Below are 22220 nucleotides of genomic sequence, written 5' to 3'. Positions count from 1 at the left end.
AAAGGCAGGCTTTTATGACAAACGGTGAGGTTACTGATTTGATGTATGAGTTCTTTGTTATGGCCATTCAGCTTGCAGGGCCTCCCCTGCTTCTCAGTATGCTGATTGGAATCCTGATTGCGATTATTCAGGCGGCCACCCAGATTCATGAGCAGACCCTGACCTTTGTGCCGAAGCTTCTGGTGATCGGTCTGGTACTGGTATTTACGGGAAGCACAATGCTGGCCACCCTGCAGGATTTTACAGTGAGACTGTTCCGAATGATACAGGTAGGATAAGTCGATGGATATTGTTTTATTTTCTATGGTTGCCATGCGGATGTCCGGGCTTATCTTTTTGAATCCCATCCTCGGCAGAAGAAATATACCCAATAATGTGAAGGCGGGTATGATCCTGGTCTTTACTTTTCTGGTTTATTCAACTATGGAAGAGCCGGAGCTTAACTATGAGTTTTCCTCTTCCTTTCTCTATGGCTTTCTGCTGCTGAAGGAATTTTTGGTAGGGTATGTGCTTGGGTATGTGATGGAGCTGTTTTTTTTCGTTATTACCCATGCAGGCAGTATCATTGACTTTCATATGGGATTGTCCATGTCGATGGTTTATGATCCCCAGACCAATGCCCAGATAGCCATGACGGGTAATCTGTTTCAGATCTTCTATGTACTGCTTTTTTTCGCAGTGGATGGGCATTTGGTTTTAATACGGACGCTTCTGACTTCCGGAGAACTGGTGCCTTACGGCCAGGTTGCTTTTACCCAGGGGTTAGCTCTGGCAGTTCTGGATTTGTTCCGGGGCTGTGTGGTACTGGCAGTCCGGTTTGCGTTTCCCATCATTGCCATTGAGTTTCTGGTGGAGGTTGCAGTGGGGATTATGATGAAGGTGGCTCCCCAGGTGAATGTGTTTGTAATTAATATTCAGATTAAGATTGCAGTAGGTTTTCTGACACTGTTGCTGCTGATTTCGCCAATGAAGTCCTGGCTGGAGAATCTGATGCACCAGATGCTTATGACTATGCAGGAGATTTTGACATTGCTTTGATAAAAAGGAAGTGATTGATCCGTGGCAGGTGAAAAGACAGAAAAAGCCACGCCGAAAAAGCGAAAAGACCAACGAAAAGAAGGTAATGTATTCCAAAGTAAGGATGTTGTTACCGTAATTTCGCTGCTTGGAAGCTTTTGCTGTCTCCAGCTCTTATTCCCTATGATTTACCGTACTCTTCGGGATTGTCTGATACAGTTTATCGGTTATGCAGGAACTGTGGAAGAGCTTGGACAGGGGGATGTGCCGAAGCTTGGATTTCAGGCCGGGCTGGTGATAATTAAAGGCGCCCTGCCGATTCTTTTGATTGCTTGCGCTCTGGCAGTGATTGCTACAGGCATACAGACGAGATTTCTCTTTGCCTCCAAGGCTTTTAAGCCGAAGTTCAGCAATCTGAATCCGCTGAACGGCATTAAGAATATGTTTTCTTTAAAAAGCCTGGTGGAGCTTTTAAAGGGAATTGTGAAGATTATTCTGCTTGGAGTGATTCTCTTTAATATTTTAAAAGGAGAATTGTTCCGGCTTACCAATACCATGTATATGGATCTGGGGGTTTCCACGGTCTATGTACTGAAAAAAATCATGAATTTGGTTTTTCAGGTCTGCATGTATTTTACGGCGGTTGCGGCCCTTGACTATTTTTACCAGTGGTGGTCTTACGAGAAAAAGCTTAAAATGTCTAAAGACGAGGTAAAAGAGGAATACAAGCAGTTGGAAGGAAATCCGGAGATTAAGGGACGTATCAAGGATATGCAGCGTCAGAGGGCCCGTTCCCGTATGATGCAGGCTGTTCCGGAGGCGGATGTAATCATCCGAAACCCAACCCATTATGCAGTTGCCCTGAAATACGATCCCAATCGGGATAATGCGCCTCACCTGATTGCCAAAGGGCAGGATGAGCTGGCGCTGCGAATTGTAAAAGTCGCTGAGGAGCATGATGTGACCGTCATAGAGAATAAGCCTCTGGCAAGAGGAATCTATGCGAGCACGCCATTAAATGCCGAGATACCGGGAGAATACTACGGAGTGGTAGCAGAGATTCTGGTTCAGGTATATAAACTGAAGAACAGGAAACTGGTGTAGGTAGGATATGAAAAGATTTCTCTATAGTGCGGTTTCGCTGGCAGTTGTAGCCATCGTACTGCTTTTGATTATTCCATTAAGTCCATTTTTAATGGACGTAATGATTATATTGAATATATCCCTGGCCATGATTATTCTGCTGATCAGCATGAATATTAAGGAGGCGCTGGAGTTTTCCATTTTCCCCTCCCTTTTGCTGGTTACGACGCTGTTTCGTCTGGCGCTGAATGTTTCCTCTACCAGAAACATTCTGACCAATCAGGGACAGTCGGGGCAGGTTATCCAGGCTTTTGGTGATTTTGTACTGCAGGGAAATGTAGTAGTAGGATTTATTATCTACATAATCATTGTTTTGGTGCAGTTTATCGTTATTACCAAGGGTGCTGAGCGTGTTGCTGAGGTTGCAGCCAGATTTACGCTGGATGCCATGCCCGGTAAGCAGATGGCTATTGATGCGGATTTAAGCTCCGGCCTGATTACCGAGCAGGAGGCAAAGATCCGCCGGAATAAGATTCAGAAGGAAGCTGATTTCTACGGCGCCATGGATGGTGCTACGAAGATTGTAAAGGGCGATTCGATTATGTCCCTGATTATGACCCTGGTAAATTTTATCGGAGGCATTATCATTGGTCTGGTGCAGGGGGGGATGGAGTTTGGGCAGGTGATGTCCGTCTATTCCATCGCTACAGTAGGCGACGGTCTGGTATCTCAGATTCCGGCATTGCTGATTTCCACAGCGACGGGTATGATTGTAACCCGTTCCGTATCTGAGGGAAGCTTGAATGACGACGTATCCAAGCAGTTTATGGCACAGCCCTTCTCCATTATGGCAGGCGGCATCGCCATGCTGGTTATGGCTATGGTTCCCGGAATGCCGAAGCTCCAGATGCTTGTTATCGGCGGTAGCCTTATAGCAGGCGGATGGCAGCTGAGCCGTCAGATGGAGGCTCTTGGCACAGGCATGCCCGAGGCGGAGGAGGAACAGCTCCTGCCGGGTGAGGGGCAGCCTGTCAGCGAGGAAGAGTACTATAAGGACATCAATAATGTCTATTCCCTTATTGGAGTGGAAGCCATTGAGATGGAATTTGGCTACAGCCTCATTCCTCTGGTGGATGAATCCAGCGGTGGAAAGATGATCAATCGAATCGTCATTTTCCGCCGGCAGTATGCCCAGGAGATGGGACTTGTAATTCCTTCTATTCGTCTGCGTGACAGCTCAAGCCTGAACACCAATCAGTATGTGGTGAAGATTAAGGGCGAAGAGGTGGCAAGAGGCGAGATTCTGGTGGATTACTATCTGGCCCTGGAGCCTGTGAATCCTACCAAGGAAATCGACGGCATTGATACTATTGAGCCGGCTTATGGAATTCCCGGCAAATGGATCAGCATTGATAAAAAGGAGATGGCGGAGATCTATGGCTATACGGTTATTGATCCTCTGTCGGTTATGCTGACACACCTGTCAGAGACGGTGCGGAAGCATGCCTACGAGCTGTTAAGCCGTCAGGAGGTGGTACAGCTTGTGGAGAATGTAAAGGCGAATGCACCGCAGCTTGTGGATGAGCTGTTCCCCAATGTGGTTTCTTATGGTGTTTTCCAGAAAATTCTGGTGAACCTTTTGAAGGAGGGCATTCCCATCAAGGATATGGAGACCATTATGGAAACCATTGCAGATTCAGCCATGACAGTGAAGGATATGGATACCATTACCGAGAACATCCGGACGGCTCTCAAGCGGACCATTACCAGAAAGTTCTGCGAGGGCGGTGTGATGAGGGTGATTACTCTGAGCGCAGATTTGGAGAAAAGTATTATTACCAGTCTGACCAAGGGAGAGCAGGGAATGTATCTGGCCCTGAGTCCCGATACCATGCAGAGTATAATCCAGCAGCTTGGGGATGAGATCAAGAAGTTTCAGGAGTTGTCCCAGGACCCAATCGTTCTCACCAGCCAGGTGGTCCGGCAGCATTTTTACCGCCTGATAGAGCAGTTTTATCCCAGTGTGTATGTGCTGTCCTTTAACGAGATCAGCAACAACATCCAGATACAGGCAGTCGGAAATATCGGGGCATAATTTATATAGTATCGGTGCATAAAAAGGATGGAGTGTGCAGGTATGGAAGCGGGGAAGCAAATCGACAGTCTGACCAATGAGGAATTATTAACAGAATATAGAAAGACCGGCGAGCTGTCTCTTAAGCAGGAATTGGTTATGCGCTACGTGTATATTGTGCGCAGCATTGCCATACAGATGCGTGATGTCTATGTGAGCTTTGCGCAGATAGAGGATATTGTCAACGAGGGCGTTCTGGTGATTATGAGTGCCCTGGATAAATTCGATCCGGAAAAAAATGTAAAGTTTGAAACTTATATCTCCAAGCGCATTAAGGGGATGGTCATCGATATGGCAAGAAAGCAGGACTGGATCCCAAGAAGTGTGAGAAAAAATGCAAGAGATATTGATGAAGTGACAACAAAGCTGTATAATGAACTGGGGAGATACCCCACACCGGAGGAGATTGCAGCATATCTCAATATCAGTGTGGAAAAGTATCAGGAGGCTCAGAGAAAGACGACTCTCTATAATGTGCTTTCCCTGGATCTGGTTCTGGACGACGGCGGAGAGAATAAGAAGACGGCATATCTGCCTTCTAAGGATGAGAATGAGCAGCCGGAGCTTAAGTGTCTGAAGAAAGAATCCGGCGAGATATTGGCGGAGGGAATTCGGAAGCTTAAGGAGAATGAGCAGATGGTTATCTCCATGTACTATGTGGAGGAGCTGAATATGAAGCAGATTGCAGAGGTGCTTTCTGTCAGTGAGCCGAGAGTGTCCCAGATTCATGCCAATGCAGTAAAAAAGTTAAAGGCGTATCTGCAAAAGGAATACGGAGAGGAGAATAGATAGATGTTTCAGGGCTTTTATACCTTAGGTTCCGCTATGATATCCGAGAACCGGAATCTGAATGTAATCAGCAACAATATGTCCAATGCAGCCACTACAGGCTATAAGAGCGACACGTATATTGCCAGCACCTTTCGGGAGGAGGTTCTGTACCGAAGCGGCAATATTACGCCGAACAAACGGACGGCGATTGGAACTACGGCTATGATTCAGGCTACCAATGACCGGGTAACCAGCTATGAGCAGGGAGGTCTGGAGCCTACAGATATGCCTCTTGACGTAGCCATCAGCGGAGAGGGCTTTTTTCAGGTTCAGCGGGAAGACGATGACATTGTGTATACCCGTAACGGCTCCTTTATCACAGATGATGAGGGGTACCTGGCAGTACCCAATATCGGACGGGTGCTTGGAGCTAACGGACCTATTCGGGTGGATACAGATAATCTTGTAATTGATACGGACGGTACTGTCCGGGGGGAAGAGACGGAAACTGTCTACGGAGTTATTGAGCTTGTAGACTTTACAGATTATTACGAAGCTCTGATTAAGGGAGACAACGGAACCTTTACAGCCCAGGATGAGGCAGAGGAAAGAGAGCCGAACGCACAGCTTGTGCAGGGTATGCTGGAGCGTTCCAATACTTCCATGGTGGAGGAGATGACTGCTATGATGAGCGCCCAGAGATCCCTTCAGGCGGCAGCTCAGCTCCTTAAGATGTACGATCAGCTGGACGGCAGAACCGTGACTTTGGGAAGTGTGACCTAAGATTGATTTCATCATAAGATTTAAGCATAGAAGGATAAAAGGAGGCGGAAAAATGTATTCATCATTTTACGCAGCAGCCCAGGGGGCTATCGGCCAGCAGTCCAGAATGGATGTGATTTCCAATAACCTGGCCAACATTAACAACTATGGCTACAAGCCTAAGACAGGAGTCTTTCAGGATCTCATGTATTATAACCTGAACAACTGGGAGGGGGATGAGACAAGGATTCAGGCCGGAACGGGCATTGTTCTGGAAAAGGCGGATACCAATTTCGCTCCCTCGGGCTTTGATATGACTGAGCGGGATTATGATTTTGCCATTATCGACGACGGTTTCTTTATGATGCGCAATCCGGTAACTAATGAGATTACCTACACACGGAATGGCCGGTTCAGCCTTTCACAGAGAGGGGATGAGTTCTATCTTGTCAATGATGCGGAGAATCTGGTGCTGGATCGGAACCAGAATCCTATCCGGCTGGTAGGAGATTCCGCTACAGGCCGGGAGCTGGAGGCTCTTCCGGGAATCTATGATTTTGCAGTGAAGAATGGAATGCTGAATGTAGGTGACAATGAATATGTGCCTGTGGAGAAAAACGGGGATCCGATTCTTCAGAACGAGGATCCACTGCAGGGAGCCTTGGAATCCCCGGGTACTGATTTGGCTCTGGAGCTTGTGCGGATGATAGAGAGTCAGAGGGCGTACTCCTATGCACTTAAGATGGTGCAGACCTCTGATGAGGTAGTGCAGACGATAAATGGGCTTAGAGGATAGCGGGCGGTTTCTGATTGAATGAGAAGGAGAGAAAGGCAGGCGAGTTATGTCAATTAAACGATTTGAAGATATGAATGCTGTGGCGCTGGATGTATTTCGGGAGATCGGAAGTATCGGTGTGGGAAATGCAGCTACGGCACTTTCGGAGGTATTGGGTGTGAGAGTACGGATGAAGCTGCCGAAGGTTAGTATTGAAGGCTATGATGAAGCCATCAGCAGCATGGGACATCCGGAGGATATGGTAGCTGCCGTGTTGGTGGAGATGGGCGGCGACATTAAAGGAATTATGCTTTATATGCTGAAGCTGGATTTTATTAATGCCATTTTAGCCCGTTTGGTCGGAAAGTACATTGAGGACTTCAGCCAGATTGATGAGTTGTCGGCTTCTGCCCTGGAAGAGACAGGAAATATTATTATCTCATCTTATGTGAATGCGATTACGAAGCTGGCAGGGTTGGAGGTACCGTTGTCTGTACCCTCTGTGTCAGTTAATATGCTGGGCGGAATTTTAAGTGTGCCCATGGCCATGTTTGGTGAAGTCTCTGATAAGCTAATGATGATTCAAGGAGAGTTTTTGATTGGAGATACCCAGCTGGAAGGAGATCTGCTTTTGCTTCCGGATATTGAATCATTGAATTTTCTTTTGAAGAAGTTGGGAGTTGCGGATGTATAATGGGAAAGCAGTTAGTAGTAGGAATAGGTGACATGAAGCTTGGGCGCCAGGAGGGTACCATTATTACCTATGCTCTTGGCTCCTGTATCGGAATCGCTTTGTACGATCCGATGATTAAGTTGGGAGCGCTGGTCCACATTATGCTCCCGGAAAGAGTAAACTCGGACGCAAATATTTTTAAGTATGCAGATTCGGGGGTGAAGGAAACCCTGCGGAAGCTCTACGCATACGGGGCCACGAAGCAGCGGCTGACGGCCAAGATCGCAGGAGGCGCCAAGATGTTCGATATGAAGGGCAAGAGTACTGCCATGGGGAACATCGGCGAGCGGAACGCCCAGATGGTAAAGCGTGTGCTGATGCAGGAGGGAATCCGCATTGTGCGGGAGGACACCGGTGCAAACTATGCAAGAACCATGTCCATTGATCTTTCCAACGGCATGGTACTGGTGAAGACCTTCGGCAGACCGGAGCTGCGCATGTAGAAGGTGTTGAAGGAACAGCTTATAGGACACGGCAGTCCGGTAAGCGTGAATAAGAGGATATGAAGGAGGAACTGCGACATGGCAGAAACGGAAATTTTATTGGAATCGGGAACAAATGAGATTGAGGTTATGCAGTTTACCATCAATGATGAGCTGTACGGCATCAATGTGGCAAAGGTAAAGGAAATCATGATGTCGGATAAGGTAAAGCCCGTTCCCCACGCTCATGAGGCGGTGGAAGGAATCTTCAAGCCAAGGGAGATTCTGCTTACGGTGGTGGATCTTCCCAAGTATCTCATGGGGCATGAATGCGAAAAGCATCCGAAGGATCTGTTTATTATCACGAATTTTAATAAGCTGAATATTGCCTTCCGGGTACATACGGTGGTGGGCATCAGCCGTATTTCCTGGGAGGATATCCAGAAGCCCGATGATACCATCAGCAACGGCAAGGAGGGAGTTTCCACGGGAATCGCCCAGTGCGGCGGAGAGCTGGTAACAATTTTGGACTTTGAGAAGATTGTGACGGAGATTGCGCCGGAGACCGGCATTCAGATGTCTGATATTGATCTTCTGGGCACCCGGAACCGGTGTGATGTACCCATTATTCTGGCAGAGGATTCCGTACTTCTGGCAAGTATGATCTGCGAATCTTTAAAAAAGGCAGGCTTTACCAATGTAAAGCGCTTTAACAACGGCAAGGAGGCATGGGAATTCCTGCATGCCATTCGGGAGCAGGAGGATCTCTTCTCCGAGGCCAGTCTGATTATCACGGATATTGAGATGCCGGAGATGGACGGACACCGTCTGACCAAGCTGGTGAAATCCGACGAAAAGCTTAAGAAGATTCCTCTTATTATCTTCTCTTCCCTGATCAATGAGGAGATGCACTTAAAGGGAAAGCAGCTTGGAGCTGACGAGCAGTTATCTAAGCCGGAGATTAAGCATCTTGTGGAAGTGATTGACAGATTGCTGGAAAGGACACAGGCACATGGATAAGTGTGTGGTTAGAAAAGCCATCAAGAATGTAAAGGCTGATGAGATTGCGGGCTATGAGCTTTTGTTCCAGGAGGATGACGACAGTCTTTACAATAATTCCGAGGTGAATGCAGCCAATACGATTGCCACCTTTTTGATGGACAATACCGGGAAAATTTTTAAGGATAATCAGATTTTTATTACTTTTACGCCGTCGCTTTTGTTTCGAAATACGGCTAAGATGTTTGACAAGGATAAGATTGTGATTCAGATTGAGGAGAATCTTATTATTCATCCTCTGGCGGCGGTGATGATTGAGAAGCACCGGAAGGACGGTTACCGTTTCGCCATTAATAATTTCCAGTTTACGCCCAAGTATTTCAGTATGCTGGAGTATATGGACTTTATCCGATTGGACGTGACAGGCTATGAGGAGCGCAAAGTAAAGGATTCCATGGCGAATATGATTCAGATGGCTCATGGTTTTGGAAAGGCCTGCATCGCCTACAATGTGGATACCAAGGAAGACTATGAAATGGCCCTGTCCCTGGATGCCGATTATGTGGAAGGGCAGTATGTGGCTGAGGGCATGGTGACAAAGATGAATAAGGTAGAGTACCTGCAGGGGAATCTCTACCAGCTTATCATTGAGGTGACGAAGGAAGAGCCTAACCTGGATGAGCTGGAGAGCATTGTGAGCCGGGATGCGGCTCTGACTTATTCTCTTCTTAAGCTTGCCAATTCTGCTTATTTTGCTACCAGGCGCCGGACGGCTTCCATTCATCAGGCATTGGTAACAGTGGGCTTAAATCAGCTGAAGCAGTGGGTATACCTCCTAAGCTTTGAGAGCACCCAGGATATGACGCCGGGAGCAGAGGAGGTCCTGAAGCTTTCCTTCCTGCGTGCTAACTATGCGGCACGTCTGGTGAATTACCTGCGGCCGTTCCCAATCAACCGGTCAGAGGCATATATGATGGGCATGTTCTCTGCTTTAGAGTATATTGTGGACGCCACTTTAGAGGAGATCCTGCAGGAGATTCCCATTTCCGATGTGGTGAAGGACGGTATGATCAAGCATGAGGGCAAGGCCGGACAGCTCTTTGATCTGGTGCTTGCGTATGAGCGTGCGGACTGGAAGGTTACAAAGTCTCTGGCTGGGGAGCTGGAATTGGAGACGAATATTCTGGCGCAGGCGTATATTGATTGTGTAGAGGAGGTCAATAGTATCTGGGAGAGCCTGACGGATGAAGAGGACGGAGCAAAGGAAGAGGCTCCGGAGGAATCATAAGCTGAACCGGATGTTTTTCTTGTTATATAATAGAATGAAATTGTGTTCTGCGGTTTTAGTTATCGGAGAGTGCCGGTGATTCCACCGCAGAACTTTTTCGATCCCGATGAAGCGGTTTTTCGGGTTCGGATATGCTTTGAAGGGTTGTTTTTTATGAGTTTCAGAAAGGTAAGAGTATGATAGAGGCGAAACGGAAGCAAAAGATCTTAATAGCTGATGATTCGGAAATGAACCGATCAATTCTGGCGGATATGCTGGAGGATGAATACGAGATTATGGAGGTGGAGAATGGCGTCCAGGCGGTGGCAGCCATTGAGAAGTATGGTGTGGACATTTCTTTACTGCTCCTTGATATTGTGATGCCGGAGATAGATGGCTTCGGTGTGCTGATGGCGATGAATGAGCACAAGTGGATTGAGGATCTTCCTGTGATTATGATCTCCGCAGAGAATAGTCCTGCTTATATTGACAGGGCCTATGAGATGGGAGCCACGGATTTTATCGTTCGCCCCTTTAATGAGATAGTGGTCCGCCGCAGGGTGGTGAACACGATTCTTTTGTATGCAAAGCAGAAGAAGCTCATGGGCATGGTTGCGGATCAGCTCTATGAAAAAGAGAAGAGCAGCAATATGATGATTGATATTTTGAGTCATATTGTGGAATTCCGAAACGGGGAAAGCGGATGGCATGTGCGCCATGTGCATACGCTCACGGAGCTTTTGCTGGAGCATTTGGTCAGGAAGACAGATCAATATAACATTTCTCAGCAGGATATTTCCATTATCAGTATGGCTTCGGCCCTTCATGATATTGGAAAGATTGCCATAGACGAGAAGATTCTGAACAAGCCGGGAAGATTCACGGACGATGAATTTGAGATTATGAAGACCCATTCTGCCATTGGAGGGGATCTTCTTCGTGATTTGCCTCTTTACCAGGATGAGCCTCTGGTTAAGCGTGCCCGTGAGATCTGCCGCTGGCACCATGAGCGTTATGACGGACGGGGATATCCGGACGGCCTTAAGGGAGATGAGATCCCCATTTCCGCCCAAATTGTGGCCCTTGCGGATGTGTACGACGCTCTGACCAGTGAGCGGTGCTATAAGAAGGCGATTCCTCACGAAGAGGCGGTTCGGATGATTCTGGACGGCAAGTGCGGTACATTTAATCCGCTGCTTATGGAGTGTCTGACGGATATTGCAGATCAGCTTCCGGCAGAGCTTCAGCATGAGGAGACACCAGATGAGAGCAACAGAAGGAGCCTTCACAATGTGGCCCAGGAGATGCTGAACCATGCAGAGTTGACGGCCTCGGAGCGGACCTTGCAGCTTTTGGAGAAGGAGCGTGAAAAGTACAGCTTCTTTGCTGCCATGTCAAAGGAGATTCAGTTTGAATACAATGTGTCTCCCAGTATTCTGACTCTGACGCCCTGGAGTGCCAAGAAGCTTTCTACCAATGAGATTATTGCAGAACCGAGGAAGAGTGACAGTGTTAAGGATATCCTGGGACAGGAGAATTGGGACCTGCTCTCGAAGAAGCTTCGGAATACCAGCCGGGAGAATCCGGTGATTACCCATGACTGTAAGATTAATTTCCAGGGAGAGCAGCGCTGGTCCCGAATTGTTGCCCATGCCATGTGGACTTTGGAGGAGCCTCATATATACCAGGGTGCCATCGGAAAGGTTATTGATATCCATGATACCAGACTGAAGCTGGATGTTTTGGAGCAGCTTGCCACTCATGACCGAATGACAGGGCTTTTGAATCATGCAAGCGCTAAGGAGCAGATTGTGGGCCGGATGACACAGAAGCCGGAAGGTACTTATGCATTAGTGATTTTTGACTTAGATCATTTTAAATCGGCTAATGATACTTATGGACATATTTTTGGAGACCAAGTGCTGCAGCATACAGCAGAGAAGCTTCGGCAGAGCATCCGTGGTGTGGATATTGCGGCTCGTGTGGGAGGCGATGAGTTCCTTGTATTTTTGGAGTACACGGAGGATCTGGAACCAATTATTGAACGTATTTTCCATGCTCTGACAGGACGGTTTGAGGAATTTGATATCTCTGTGAGTATGGGCGTGGCCAGGGCAGATATGGTAGGAACTGACTATGAGACCCTATTCCATTGTGCGGATCGAGCCCTTTATACGGTGAAGCGTGCTGGACGGGGACATTATCGTTTTTATGATGATTCTATGGATAAGATGCTTTCTGTTATTTCTCCTATTGATGAGGGAGAATAGGAAGCAGTAAGAGACAAATAGGCAAGTGTAAGGATATAGAAAGGGACTGCGGAAAATGCAGTCCCCTTTTTTAAAGTTATACAATTATTATATTTGATATAATTGTTAAAATCGCTGCTGGCGCTCCTGACGGAATATGTAATTGCGAAGAACGGCTTCTGTCTGGGGCTTCATCTCTGTAAACTGACATCCGTGACCGTACTGGGGAGAACCTTTTTTGGGAGGCAGTTCCTCGGTACGAAGTACACGGGCGGACAATAACAATGGTTTCGTGGCTCCGTGGAGCTGAAACTGTACAACCGATTCTGGCGGCAATTGATATTCGCTTATAAAGTAGATACCGCCGGCACTGAGATCACGGCTCTCAGCCTGAATATGTGCAGGAATATTGGAAGGCTGGCCAGGTACATAGGTGCAGGACAGCTCCAAAGGAGTATTCAGCTGGATCTTCAGATCCATCCGGCGCTGTTCTGTCTTCAAAACATCCAGGATCTTGCAGGATACGGAATCCCGCTCGTCAGAGAGCTCCTGAGGTTCACTTAAGTCACAGTGACAGAGCAGGAGACCGGATATAGAGTCATAAAAAAGTACGGTATAGGTCTCAGGGGATTCCCAAGGAAGATCCTTTGGAATCGACAGCCAGACATCTGCGGTCAAATCACGGAATACCTCCGCCTCACATATGAGGGTATCTCCGGAATAAATCTCCGCTTTTCGACATTTTTTCAGTGCATCCATGGTGAACCGCCTCCCAGCTTATTATCGTAATGATATAATTTTTTTAATAATATATATTATAGCAAAAAAACAATTTACAGGCAATGGAAAAATCAGAAGAATTAATTATCTTCTTCAGCTCCGGCAGCCTTGCTGTAAACGGTACGCTTTCTGGCCATAGCATCACTTTCCAGATACTCGTCGTAGGTGGTGATCTTATCAATCATGGCGCCGTTGGGCAGAAGCTCAATGATTCGATTGGCTGTGGTCTGCACGATCTGGTGGTCACGAGATGAGAACAAAAGCACCCCTGGGAACTTGATAAGTCCATTGTTCAGAGCTGTAATGGACTCCATGTCCAGATGGTCTGTAGGCTCATCAAGAATCAGGATATTGGCTCCGGAGATCATCAGCTTGGAGAGCATACAGCGCACTTTTTCGCCTCCGGAGAGTACCCGTACTTTTTTAACGCCGTCCTCTCCGGCAAAGAGCATACGTCCCAAGAAGCCCCGGACATAGGTGACGTCTTTAATCTCGGAATACTGCGTCAGCCAATCTACGATAATATCGTCATTGTCAAATTCAGCGGAATTGTCCTTGGGAAAATAAGCCTGGCTGGTGGTAACACCCCATTTATAGGTACCCGCATCCGGCTCCATCTCGCCGGCTAAAATCTGGAAAAGGGTGGTCTTGGCAAACTCATTGCTTCCCACAAAGGCTACTTTGTCATCATGACCTAAGATAAAAGAAATATTGTCCAGAACCTTTACTCCGTCGATTGTCTTGGAGATTCCCTCCACAGTCAGGACCTCATTTCCAATCTCACGGTTGGGCCGGAAATCGATGTAGGGATACTTCCGGCTGGAAGGCTTGATCTCATCCAGTTCAATCTTCTCCAGAGCACGCTTTCTGGAGGTTGCCTGCTTGGACTTGGAAGCGTTGGCGCTGAACCGGGAGATAAATTCCTGCAGCTCCTTGATCTTTTCTTCCTTTTTCTTGTTGGCCTCTTTCATCTGACGGATAAGAAGCTGGCTTGACTCATACCAGAAGTCGTAATTGCCGGCATAGAGCTGAATCTTGCCGTAGTCAATGTCTGCAGTATGGGTGCAGACTTTGTTCAGGAAATAGCGGTCATGGGATACCACGATCACAGTATTGTTAAAATTGATAAGAAATTCCTCCAGCCATGCGATGGCATCCAGATCCAGATGGTTGGTGGGCTCGTCAAGGAGCAGAATATCGGGATTTCCGAAAAGGGCCTGTGCCAGAAGTACTTTTACCTTGTGAGAACCCGTCAGATCCTTCATGAGAGTAAAATGATGCTCGGGTTCGATTCCCAGACCGTTTAACAGGGAGGCTGCATCAGCTTCCGCCTCCCAGCCGTTCATATCAGCAAATTCCGCTTCCAGCTCGCTGGCACGGATCCCGTCCTCATCCGTAAAGTCTTCCTTGGCGTAGATGGCATCCTTTTCTTTTGCAATCTCATAGAGACGGGCATTGCCCATAATGACGGTATCCATAACGGGATAGTCGTCATACTGAAAATGATCCTGCTTTAAAAAGGAGAGTCGCTGGCCCGGGGTGATGGCGATCTCGCCGCTGGTAGATTCTAATTCTCCTGTAAGAATCTTTAAAAAAGTGGACTTTCCTGCTCCGTTGGCACCGATAAGGCCATAGCAGTTGCCTTCGGTGAATTTGATATTCACATCTTCAAATAAGGCTTTTTTCCCAATTCTCAGTGTTACATTTACTGCCTGTATCATGTTTTCCTCCTTTTTTAAGTTGCTACGCAACGGTACTAAAGAGTAAAGTCACTTCAGCACACGCCTAAGAGAGAAACTTTCATTCGAAAGTGCGCTCATGAAAGTTCCCCTCGTGCGCTTTCGCAACTTTACTGTCCAGCAGAAAATATTTCTGTTAAGCACCTGACATTTCTTAGCTGGACTTTTGATACATTTACTGCATCATACAGGTAGATTTGGAAGCCTGCTTCCAAACTTTATCCTTTTATTTTCTTTATTTTTGTTAGTTTTCGTCACGTTTATTATTATACATAAAAACGGGGAAATTTCAATGAAAATATGGTATATACAGGCAGATTGTGTTATGATTAAAAAAACAGCGCCTGAATATGAAAAGCAGATGAAAAATGAGGGATGAACATGAGCGAACAGAGACAGTATGGATTTTGTCCTAAATGCGGAGCAGTGATGTACGGTGATGTCTGTTCGGGCTGCGGATACAAAAAAAGAATAAAGAGCGGTGCGGAGCAAAATATGCTCCAAGCTGATCAGAGCTATCGTGAGAGAATAATGCGTCGAAACGGGCAAGTGGCTCGGATGGTCCTGCTTTTTATGGGGGCCGCCGGCATTTTACTGGCGGTCCTTCTGACTTATAATGTGGTGAGAGGGATTGTTTTCCGTAACCTGGAGCAGAGAGCCGGAACGGAGGAATGGGCGGAGGCCCCTGCCTTTGGGGAAGATACGGAGAGGGGAACGGACCACTTGTTTGACGGTTCCCTGGTGACGGAGGATGTCTATGTACAGGGAGAGCCTTTGCATGGAAAGGGCGGACTTTATGGGGGACGTCCGGCTCTTTTGGAAGCATATAGTGATTATAAGCCGGATCCGGGGGATGAGTTTTACCGATGGCTGGCAGATGCCCTTTCGTATGACCTCAGTTATCAGGTGAATTGGAGCTCCCTAGATGTGGCCTCTCATGCTTATACCTTTCCGCAGGTGGAGATGGAGGACGGAGAGCTTGCCGAGCGTATAAATTCCAGAATTCAGGAGATGCTTACTTCTGAGGATATGGTAGATTTGGGAGAGAATGGGGCGCCTGCAGGCACTTTCTATGTGACTTATATGAGTGAAGATATCCTGAGCATTGTGCTGGAGCTTGGAATTTACTATCCTCCGGTAGAGTCTGCCGGTGTTGAGTACGGTTTTCAGCATGATATTCTTCGGGCGGTGAATTTTGATATGCAGACAGGAGAAGAGATTCCTCCGGAGGAGATTATGCCTGTTTCCCTGGGGCTTTGTGCACGGTTCTGGGATCTTTGTGCTTATGAGCATCCCTATGCCGATGTGCTGGAAACTTTCGAGAGTGTGGAAAATCTTGCGGAGAGATTCATGGATGATGATCTTCGAATTGTGTTTTACACGCCAGTGGGAGTTGAAATGGGGCTTAATTATGAGAATGGCTGGATTACGGCCACATTGAACAGGGAGCATTCCAAGCCGTTTTACAGATATTTCCTGGGAGAACCGGATTATGAGCCGGAGCCGGACTATAAGCCAAATCCGAAGGATGACTTTTATAAACGGCTGGTAAATGCAATTCCGGCAGAGCTTCAGGAACAGGTGGAATTTACCTCCCGCTGCCACGAGGATGAGACGGGGCGCTATTACTACTATTATCCGTTGCTTACAGGAGAGAATATCCCAAATCTGGATAATGTAAATGAGCAGATTCGAAAGACTGCATGTCCGGTTCGGGATAAGGCTTATATTGGAGCATCGGATGGAGTGGAAACTGTTTCCTATGTAACCTATATGGATGAGCGGCTTATCAGTATCGTGGTCTGTGTATACACATATTATTTCAATGAGGAAGGTATCTGGGAAGATTTGGATCGGATGTCCTGCATAACGTTTGATCTGGCTTCGGGCAGGGAGATACCCAAGGACGAAATCATCCGCTTGGATCTGGATTTTGCCCAAAGCTTTCAGAAGCTGCTAGAAGAGCAGGAGATAAAGAATCCGGATAACTATTACTACACATCGGATATTTCTTCGGAAGAACTGCTTAAAACCTATTTGGTGAATAAAGAGCTTAATCTGGTCTTCTATACGCCGGTTGGAATTGAAGCAGGGTTCTGCAATATGGATTGTTATACTGTAACTATAAAGGAGAATGAGACATGAGAAAAGAAAAGAGTATTGGATTAGCTTTCGGCTTATTGATTTTGATTACGGGACTTTTTACGGGGTGCAAAGGAAGTCCGGCCCAGAAGGAGCCGCCGGTGGAGGATATATTGAAGGCGGTTCAGGAGGCTTACGGGGAAGATTACCTTCCGGATACGGATCTGGATGAGGAAATGCTGTCACAGATTATGGGCGTGAATACGGATCTGATTGATTCCTTTGCGGCACAGATGCCTATGATCAGCGTGCACCCGGATCGGGTGATTATTGCAAAAGCAGCGGAGGGCAAAGGAGATGAGCTGGAGGAGGAGCTCCTCAAGGTGCGGACGAGGCTTCAGGAGGATGAATTAATCTATCCCATTAATATTGCCAAGACCCAGGCATGCAAGGTGGTGCAAAAAGGGGATTATGCGGCGCTTTTCCTGGTGGGAGCCGTGGATGACAGGGAGGATGCCACAGAGGAAGAACAGCTTTCATTTGCAGAGGAAGAGGTTCAGAAGGCAGTGGATGCTTTTGAAGGGTGCTTCTAAGTACTTTCGCATACCCATCTATTTTCTGCTCCCCTTTTGAGCTTTTGATAAAAAAGACATTTACCTTTTTCTGTAAGTATGGTAAACTGTACATTGTATTTTTGTTTATTGCCATTCGTAGCTCTGCAGACGAGTCTGCGAATGGTATTTTACTTTTTGCTGCGGCGGGATTCCAATAGCTTCAGAAGGCTTTAAGGAGTGCTGCAGAACTTATATTAAGGAGGGAAGTATAGGTATGGTGGAAAAATTGTTTAAGCTGAAGGAAAACAACACGACAGTGAGGACAGAGATTCTGGCGGGGATCACGACCTTTATGACTATGGCGTACATTTTGGCGGTGAATCCCAGTATCTTAAGTGCTGCAGGTATGGATCAGGGTGCAGTATTCACGGCTACGGTTCTTGCGTCGTTTTTGGGTACGGTATGTATGGCGCTGTTTGCAAATTATCCATTTGCGCTGGCTCCCGGCATGGGACTGAATGCATACTTTGCTTACACGGTTGTCCTGGGGATGGGGTATCCCTGGCAGGCGGCTTTGGCAGCAGTATTTGTAGAAGGCGTGATTTTTATTCTGCTTTCTCTGTTTAATATCAGGGAAGCGATTTTTAATTCTATTCCTACGAATTTGAAGAAGGCGGTATCCGTCGGTATTGGGTTCTTTATTGCGTTTATCGGTCTGCAGAATGCCAAGATTGTAGTAGGCGGAGCAACTTTGGTGGAGCTGTTCTCTCTGAATGCAGTGGAGGGCGGAACGATGCAGGATGTAGGAATTACGGTGATTCTGGCAATTATCGGTGTTCTGATTACCGCTATTCTGGTGATTAAGCAGGTGAAGGGCAATATTCTCTGGGGGATATTGGTTACCTGGCTTCTTGGAATAATCTGTCAGTTTGCAGGGCTTTACGTTCCCAATCCGGAGCTGGGCTTCTATGGACTGCTTCCGGATTTTTCGGGCGGACTTTCGGTTCCCAGTGTTGCGCCGATCTTTGCAAAGCTTGATTTTTCTTCTATTCCGTTGGCGGAGTTTATCGTGATTATCTTTGCATTTCTGTTTGTGGACATGTTTGATACACTGGGAACTCTTATTGGTGTGGCATCCAAGGCGGATATGCTGGATAAGAATGGAAAACTGCCCCATATTAAAGGAGCCCTGATGGCGGATGCGGTTGCTACTACAGTCGGTGCGGTGCTTGGTACTTCTACAACGACGACTTTTGTTGAGAGCGCTTCCGGCGTATCTGAGGGCGGAAGAACCGGGCTTACGGCTATGACTACGGCGGTTCTCTTTGGACTATCTTTGCTGCTGTCACCTATTTTCCTTGCTATTCCGTCATTTGCTACGGCCCCTGCTTTGATTGTAGTAGGTTTCTATATGGTTAATCAGGTGGGCGCAATTGACTTTACAGACTTTGGAGAGGGAATTCCTGCTTTTATCTGCATGGCGGCTATGCCTTTCTTCTATAGCATTTCGGAAGGCATCTCCATGGGAGTCATTTCTTATGTGGTGCTGAATGTGGCTTCCGGGAAGGTGAAGGAGAAGAAGGTCAGTGTGGTAATGTATATTCTGGCGTTCTTGTTCCTGCTTAAGTATTTCTTTATTTAAGCGGCAGGAAAGGAGAAAAAGCATGATAAAAGAATTCAAGGAGTTTGCTCTTAAGGGCAATATGATTGATTAACTTTTTGCTGACGGCTTTCGTCGTGTTCATTGTGGTAAAGCAGATGAATAAGCTTCATCGGAAGAAGGATGAGCCGGCTGCACCTGCAGCGCCCACTACGAAGATTTGCCCTCACTGTATGTCCAAGATTCATATTCAGGCGGATAAGTGCCCGTACTGCACTTCGGATGTGGAATAGAATAGGTTTGCTGTGAATTTACAAAAAGCGGGATCTTGTGAGAGGTCCCGCTTTTGTGTACGTGTAATTAAGAAATCATTCTCCGGAACATCGATGGGGAATCAAAGGTCTGCATATATAGCGAAATTATTATTCAGAAAATCAAGGAGTTTTTTGAAGGATATTTAGAGGAAGAAACGGACAATACAAGGTCGGTCCAAATCAGGATGCGAGTGAAAGAACGGGCAGAGTATTTTATAGACAAAAACAAAAATAGAACGCCGGAGTATAAGCAGTATCAATATTATACAGATTTTTTGAAAAAGGTATCGGATGATATTCTTGATGAGTTGGTAAGGGAAGATTTGCCTTTGTTTTGTGAAGAAATTAGAAGGGGACATTTAAAAAAGAATTTATCGGTCAGCAAGAATAAAATAACGGCTTATGATGAGACATTTGTAGATAAGATGTTGGAGGAAAATGAAAAGGAAAAAGAAATTAAAGAAAAGGCAAAGGAATTGGTAGATTTTTTTGACCTTCATAAAAGGCTGATCATTGATAATATCAATAATCTGGCAAAAGAGATTTACGCAGATCTGATCTGCATTTTACTGCTTGAGGTCCCTGGGGAAGTATACCTGAAAAATGTGTTTAACAGTCTTGATGAGCTTGCGGAAGATAAAAGCAGGAAGATTTCATTAAAGGATACAATTATTAATATCAGAGCTGCTTTAATTATACAATGTATGCAGGTGGAACAGGCAGAAAAAGTAAGATTTCCGTATAAATGGGAAAAGAATCTTATGGAAAAAACTTTTAAAAATAATCAGAATGATTTACTATTTTGTGATTGGTTGAAAGACATTTACCGAAATATAAGTATTATAGAAAATCTGGAAAAAACTATCATAGAAATAAGAAATTTTGTAGAACAGCATAAGATTGAATTGAAAAACACCAAAGAGTAGTACTATCGGTAAACAGATATCATAGATAGAATACGATAAAATTTTAAACTTTATAAACTATATAAGTAATCTGATAACCAGATGTAAAATTTTTAGGCTCATCAAGGCTTTTGAGGGTTCATCAATAGCTGTTTTTGCAACTTCTACACCTGTTGGCACATTTTTACCACCTTTTCATTGTTTCGATACCATATATGGTTACTGATTTTATTATAATAGACAAGAGGGAAGGCGTAAAGATTTTATTCTGGCCTAATATGGAAGAAAGACTTTACACCTCAAAAACTTATTGATATAATAAATTTATCTGATAACTGCTTTATAAATAGTCTGGATAAAAGAGGTGATCTTATTAAAAGAGGTGATCTTATGACAGAAGGCGAGATGCTGAAATTATCAGTGGAAGAATTTTCAAGGATTCAACGCTATATGTTGTTAGCTGATAGGGATTCTGATGTATACAAAGCAATGAAGGAAAGGTATATTGATTTAAAGGTCATTCTTATGGCTTCAGGCTTGAATCTGACGGAGATTGACAGGATCAAAGAGTAACCATAGAAACAATCAGTAAGGTGATATAAGGAAAGGGCTGTTGCATTGATAGAGTGCGTCAGCCCTGTTTTCACAAAGATAAATTGTTTTTAGAGTTAAGTCAGTAGTGTCTTGGGAGCTTGTAAAATGGCGAGGTGTATAGGTATGGGAGAATCAGGATGAAAGCATTTTTAAGAGGTCTGTTAATGGGAACCATAGGCTCCGTTGCCGTGCTGGGACTGGCTGTAGGTGTCTGCTATTTCAGCGGACTGCTGGACTTTGCCGGTAGGGAAAAGGAAGTATTTTCTTCTTCCGTGCAGTCATCAGGTATTGCGGCAATAGCCGGACAGGTGGCGCAGGAGGATGTGCAAAGGTCTGAGGAAACGGAACCGCTGCCTCAGGAGACTACGGAAGCCGAAGAGTCTCTGGAATCGGAAAGAACGAAGGAAGAAGGAATCCGGCTCTTATTTGCAGGAGATCTTTATCTCACAGAGCTTTTGCAGGATAAGTATCGCCGGACGGGTATTCAGGCGGCGGTTACGGAGGAGCTTCTGGAATTTCTTAAAGAGGGGGACTTATTTATTTTGAATCAGGAATTTCCCTTCGGAACTACAGGGGAGGCCATGGAGGAGAAGGAATATACCTTTCGGGTGCCGCCGGATTTGGTCAGCTTTCCGGCGGAATTGGGGGTAGATCTGGTAACACTGGCAAATAATCATATGCTGGATTTTGGCCGCGGCCCTCTGACGGAGACTCTTGCAGCCCTTGACGGGGCAGGGATTGCCCATGTAGGAGCTGGGGAGGATCTGGAGGCGGCAAAGGCACTGAAAACCTTTGAAATACAGGGAAAGACCATAGGATTTTTAGGGGCCAGCCGTGTGATTCCGGAAGCCTCCTGGAATGCGTCAAAATACAATTCCGGTTTGTTTACTACCTATGATGCCACACAGCTTGTGACGGAGATTGGGAAGGCGAAGGAGAGCTGCGATTTTGTGGCGGTTTTGGTTCACTGGGGCATAGAGCGCAATACTTTTCCGGAAGATTATCAGAAGACCCTGGCCCGTCAGTATATTGACGCAGGAGCAGACGCTGTTATTGGAAGTCATCCCCATGTACTTCAGGGAATTGAGTATTATCAGGGAAAACCTATTTTCTACAGCTTGGGTAATTTTATTTTCAGCAATGGCCCTTATGAGAGTATCGTAGCGGAGATGGAGCTTGTGGGTGACGAAGTGAAGGTGCGTGTGATTCCCTGTGCGAGCGAGGGAAACCAGATGCGTCTGTTAAATGAAAAGCAGGATTATTACCGTCGGCTTCAGGAGCTGTCTTTTGGGGTGCGGATTGGGGAGGACGGCACGGTTCTGGAGAATGAATAACCAGTCTGTAATCAACGGTTGTAATGGAATTTTGGGAAAAAAAGCAAGTTTACTTGACACAATGCAAAAAAAAGTATAGAATTTAAATGTTGTATTTGTACAATGA

Annotated in this window: 21 protein-coding genes; 19 read left to right on the top strand and 2 right to left on the bottom strand. The window is 46.1% G+C overall.

All coding sequences use genetic code 11. The features are described from left to right. Positions 1–14: 14 nt before the first annotated feature. The 12 genes from VSQ61_RS01055 (at position 15) to VSQ61_RS01000 (ending at position 12233) form a co-directional block, all read left to right on the top strand. Positions 15–278, top strand: a complete 264-nt coding sequence (locus VSQ61_RS01055) for a flagellar biosynthetic protein FliQ (protein ID WP_334342573.1) — start codon at positions 15–17, stop codon at positions 276–278. Positions 279–282: 4 nt separating this feature from the next. Continuing rightward, entirely contained in the window at positions 283–1038 is a 756-nt protein-coding gene (gene fliR, locus VSQ61_RS01050) for a flagellar biosynthetic protein FliR (protein ID WP_334342572.1), read from the top strand. A 21-nt stretch (positions 1039–1059) separates the two neighbouring features. Next, positions 1060–2121 carry a flagellar biosynthesis protein FlhB gene (gene flhB / locus VSQ61_RS01045; protein WP_334342571.1) on the top strand — a complete coding sequence of 354 codons (1062 nt, stop codon included), beginning with the start codon at positions 1060–1062 and terminating at the stop codon, positions 2119–2121. Between the two features lie 7 nt (positions 2122–2128). Next, positions 2129–4195, top strand: a complete 2067-nt coding sequence (gene flhA, locus VSQ61_RS01040; RefSeq protein ID WP_334342570.1) for a flagellar biosynthesis protein FlhA — start codon at positions 2129–2131, stop codon at positions 4193–4195. Between the two features lie 42 nt (positions 4196–4237). Then, positions 4238–5026, top strand: coding sequence for a sigma-70 family RNA polymerase sigma factor (locus VSQ61_RS01035; RefSeq protein WP_334342569.1), 789 nt, complete (start codon positions 4238–4240; stop codon positions 5024–5026). Next, positions 5027–5788 carry a flagellar hook-basal body protein gene (locus VSQ61_RS01030; RefSeq protein ID WP_334342568.1) on the top strand — a complete coding sequence of 254 codons (762 nt, stop codon included), beginning with the start codon at positions 5027–5029 and terminating at the stop codon, positions 5786–5788. It abuts the gene before it with no gap. A 52-nt stretch (positions 5789–5840) separates the two neighbouring features. Further along, positions 5841–6563, top strand: coding sequence for a flagellar hook-basal body protein (locus VSQ61_RS01025; RefSeq protein WP_334342567.1), 723 nt, complete (start codon positions 5841–5843; stop codon positions 6561–6563). A gap of 46 nt (positions 6564–6609) precedes the next feature. Beyond that, positions 6610–7236 carry a chemotaxis protein CheC gene (locus VSQ61_RS01020; RefSeq protein ID WP_334342566.1) on the top strand — a complete coding sequence of 209 codons (627 nt, stop codon included), beginning with the start codon at positions 6610–6612 and terminating at the stop codon, positions 7234–7236. Next, a complete protein-coding gene (locus VSQ61_RS01015) occupies positions 7236–7718 on the top strand; it encodes a chemotaxis protein CheD (protein WP_334342565.1) in 483 nt (160 codons plus the stop codon). Before VSQ61_RS01020 ends, VSQ61_RS01015 begins: the two co-directional genes overlap by 1 nt. Before the next feature lie 78 nt (positions 7719–7796). After that, positions 7797–8717: a chemotaxis protein gene (locus VSQ61_RS01010; protein WP_334342564.1), complete on the top strand. Its 921-nt coding sequence runs from the start codon at positions 7797–7799 to the stop codon at positions 8715–8717. After that, positions 8710–9984, top strand: coding sequence for an EAL and HDOD domain-containing protein (locus tag VSQ61_RS01005; RefSeq protein WP_334342563.1), 1275 nt, complete (start codon positions 8710–8712; stop codon positions 9982–9984). Before VSQ61_RS01010 ends, VSQ61_RS01005 begins: the two co-directional genes overlap by 8 nt. A gap of 176 nt (positions 9985–10160) precedes the next feature. Continuing rightward, the gene (locus VSQ61_RS01000; RefSeq protein WP_334342562.1) at positions 10161–12233 is read left to right on the top strand and encodes a diguanylate cyclase; all 2073 of its coding nucleotides are present in this window, start codon (positions 10161–10163) and stop codon (positions 12231–12233) included. A gap of 105 nt (positions 12234–12338) precedes the next feature. Here VSQ61_RS01000 and VSQ61_RS00995 read toward each other — a convergent pair whose 3' ends face one another. Beyond that, positions 12339–12971: a PilZ domain-containing protein gene (locus tag VSQ61_RS00995; protein WP_334342561.1), complete on the bottom strand. Its 633-nt coding sequence runs from the start codon at positions 12969–12971 to the stop codon at positions 12339–12341. Positions 12972–13072: 101 nt separating this feature from the next. Further along, a complete protein-coding gene (locus tag VSQ61_RS00990) occupies positions 13073–14713 on the bottom strand; it encodes an ABC-F family ATP-binding cassette domain-containing protein (protein WP_334342560.1) in 1641 nt (546 codons plus the stop codon). 399 nt (positions 14714–15112) lie between these two features. Here VSQ61_RS00990 and VSQ61_RS00985 point away from each other — a divergent pair, with 399 nt between their 5' ends. The 7 genes from VSQ61_RS00985 to VSQ61_RS00955 all read left to right on the top strand — a co-directional run bounded on the left by VSQ61_RS00985 (position 15113) and on the right by VSQ61_RS00955 (position 22114). Beyond that, complete coding sequence (locus VSQ61_RS00985; protein WP_334342559.1) at positions 15113–16876, top strand: hypothetical protein; 1764 nt, start codon at positions 15113–15115, stop codon at positions 16874–16876. Further along, on the top strand, positions 16873–17406 hold the full coding sequence (locus VSQ61_RS00980) for a DUF4358 domain-containing protein (RefSeq protein ID WP_334342558.1): 534 nt from the start codon (positions 16873–16875) through the stop codon (positions 17404–17406). Before VSQ61_RS00985 ends, VSQ61_RS00980 begins: the two co-directional genes overlap by 4 nt. Positions 17407–17641: 235 nt before the next feature. Beyond that, complete coding sequence (locus tag VSQ61_RS00975; protein WP_334342557.1) at positions 17642–19009, top strand: NCS2 family permease; 1368 nt, start codon at positions 17642–17644, stop codon at positions 19007–19009. Between the two features lie 65 nt (positions 19010–19074). After that, the gene (locus tag VSQ61_RS00970) at positions 19075–19260 is read left to right on the top strand and encodes an MscL family protein (RefSeq protein WP_334342556.1); all 186 of its coding nucleotides are present in this window, start codon (positions 19075–19077) and stop codon (positions 19258–19260) included. Positions 19261–19472: 212 nt separating this feature from the next. Beyond that, positions 19473–20207 carry a hypothetical protein gene (locus VSQ61_RS00965; protein WP_334342555.1) on the top strand — a complete coding sequence of 245 codons (735 nt, stop codon included), beginning with the start codon at positions 19473–19475 and terminating at the stop codon, positions 20205–20207. A 369-nt stretch (positions 20208–20576) separates the two neighbouring features. Beyond that, the gene (locus VSQ61_RS00960) at positions 20577–20759 is read left to right on the top strand and encodes a hypothetical protein (protein WP_334342554.1); all 183 of its coding nucleotides are present in this window, start codon (positions 20577–20579) and stop codon (positions 20757–20759) included. Positions 20760–20917: 158 nt separating this feature from the next. Further along, entirely contained in the window at positions 20918–22114 is a 1197-nt protein-coding gene (locus VSQ61_RS00955) for a CapA family protein (protein WP_334342553.1), read from the top strand. The last annotated feature ends 106 nt before the right edge of the window (positions 22115–22220 follow it).

Origin of the sequence: Candidatus Merdisoma sp. JLR.KK006 (genome assembly GCF_036941035.1) — a bacterium.
Taxonomy (GTDB): domain Bacteria; phylum Bacillota; class Clostridia; order Lachnospirales; family Lachnospiraceae; genus Laedolimicola.
This window is presented reverse-complemented; position numbering and strand designations above follow the sequence as displayed.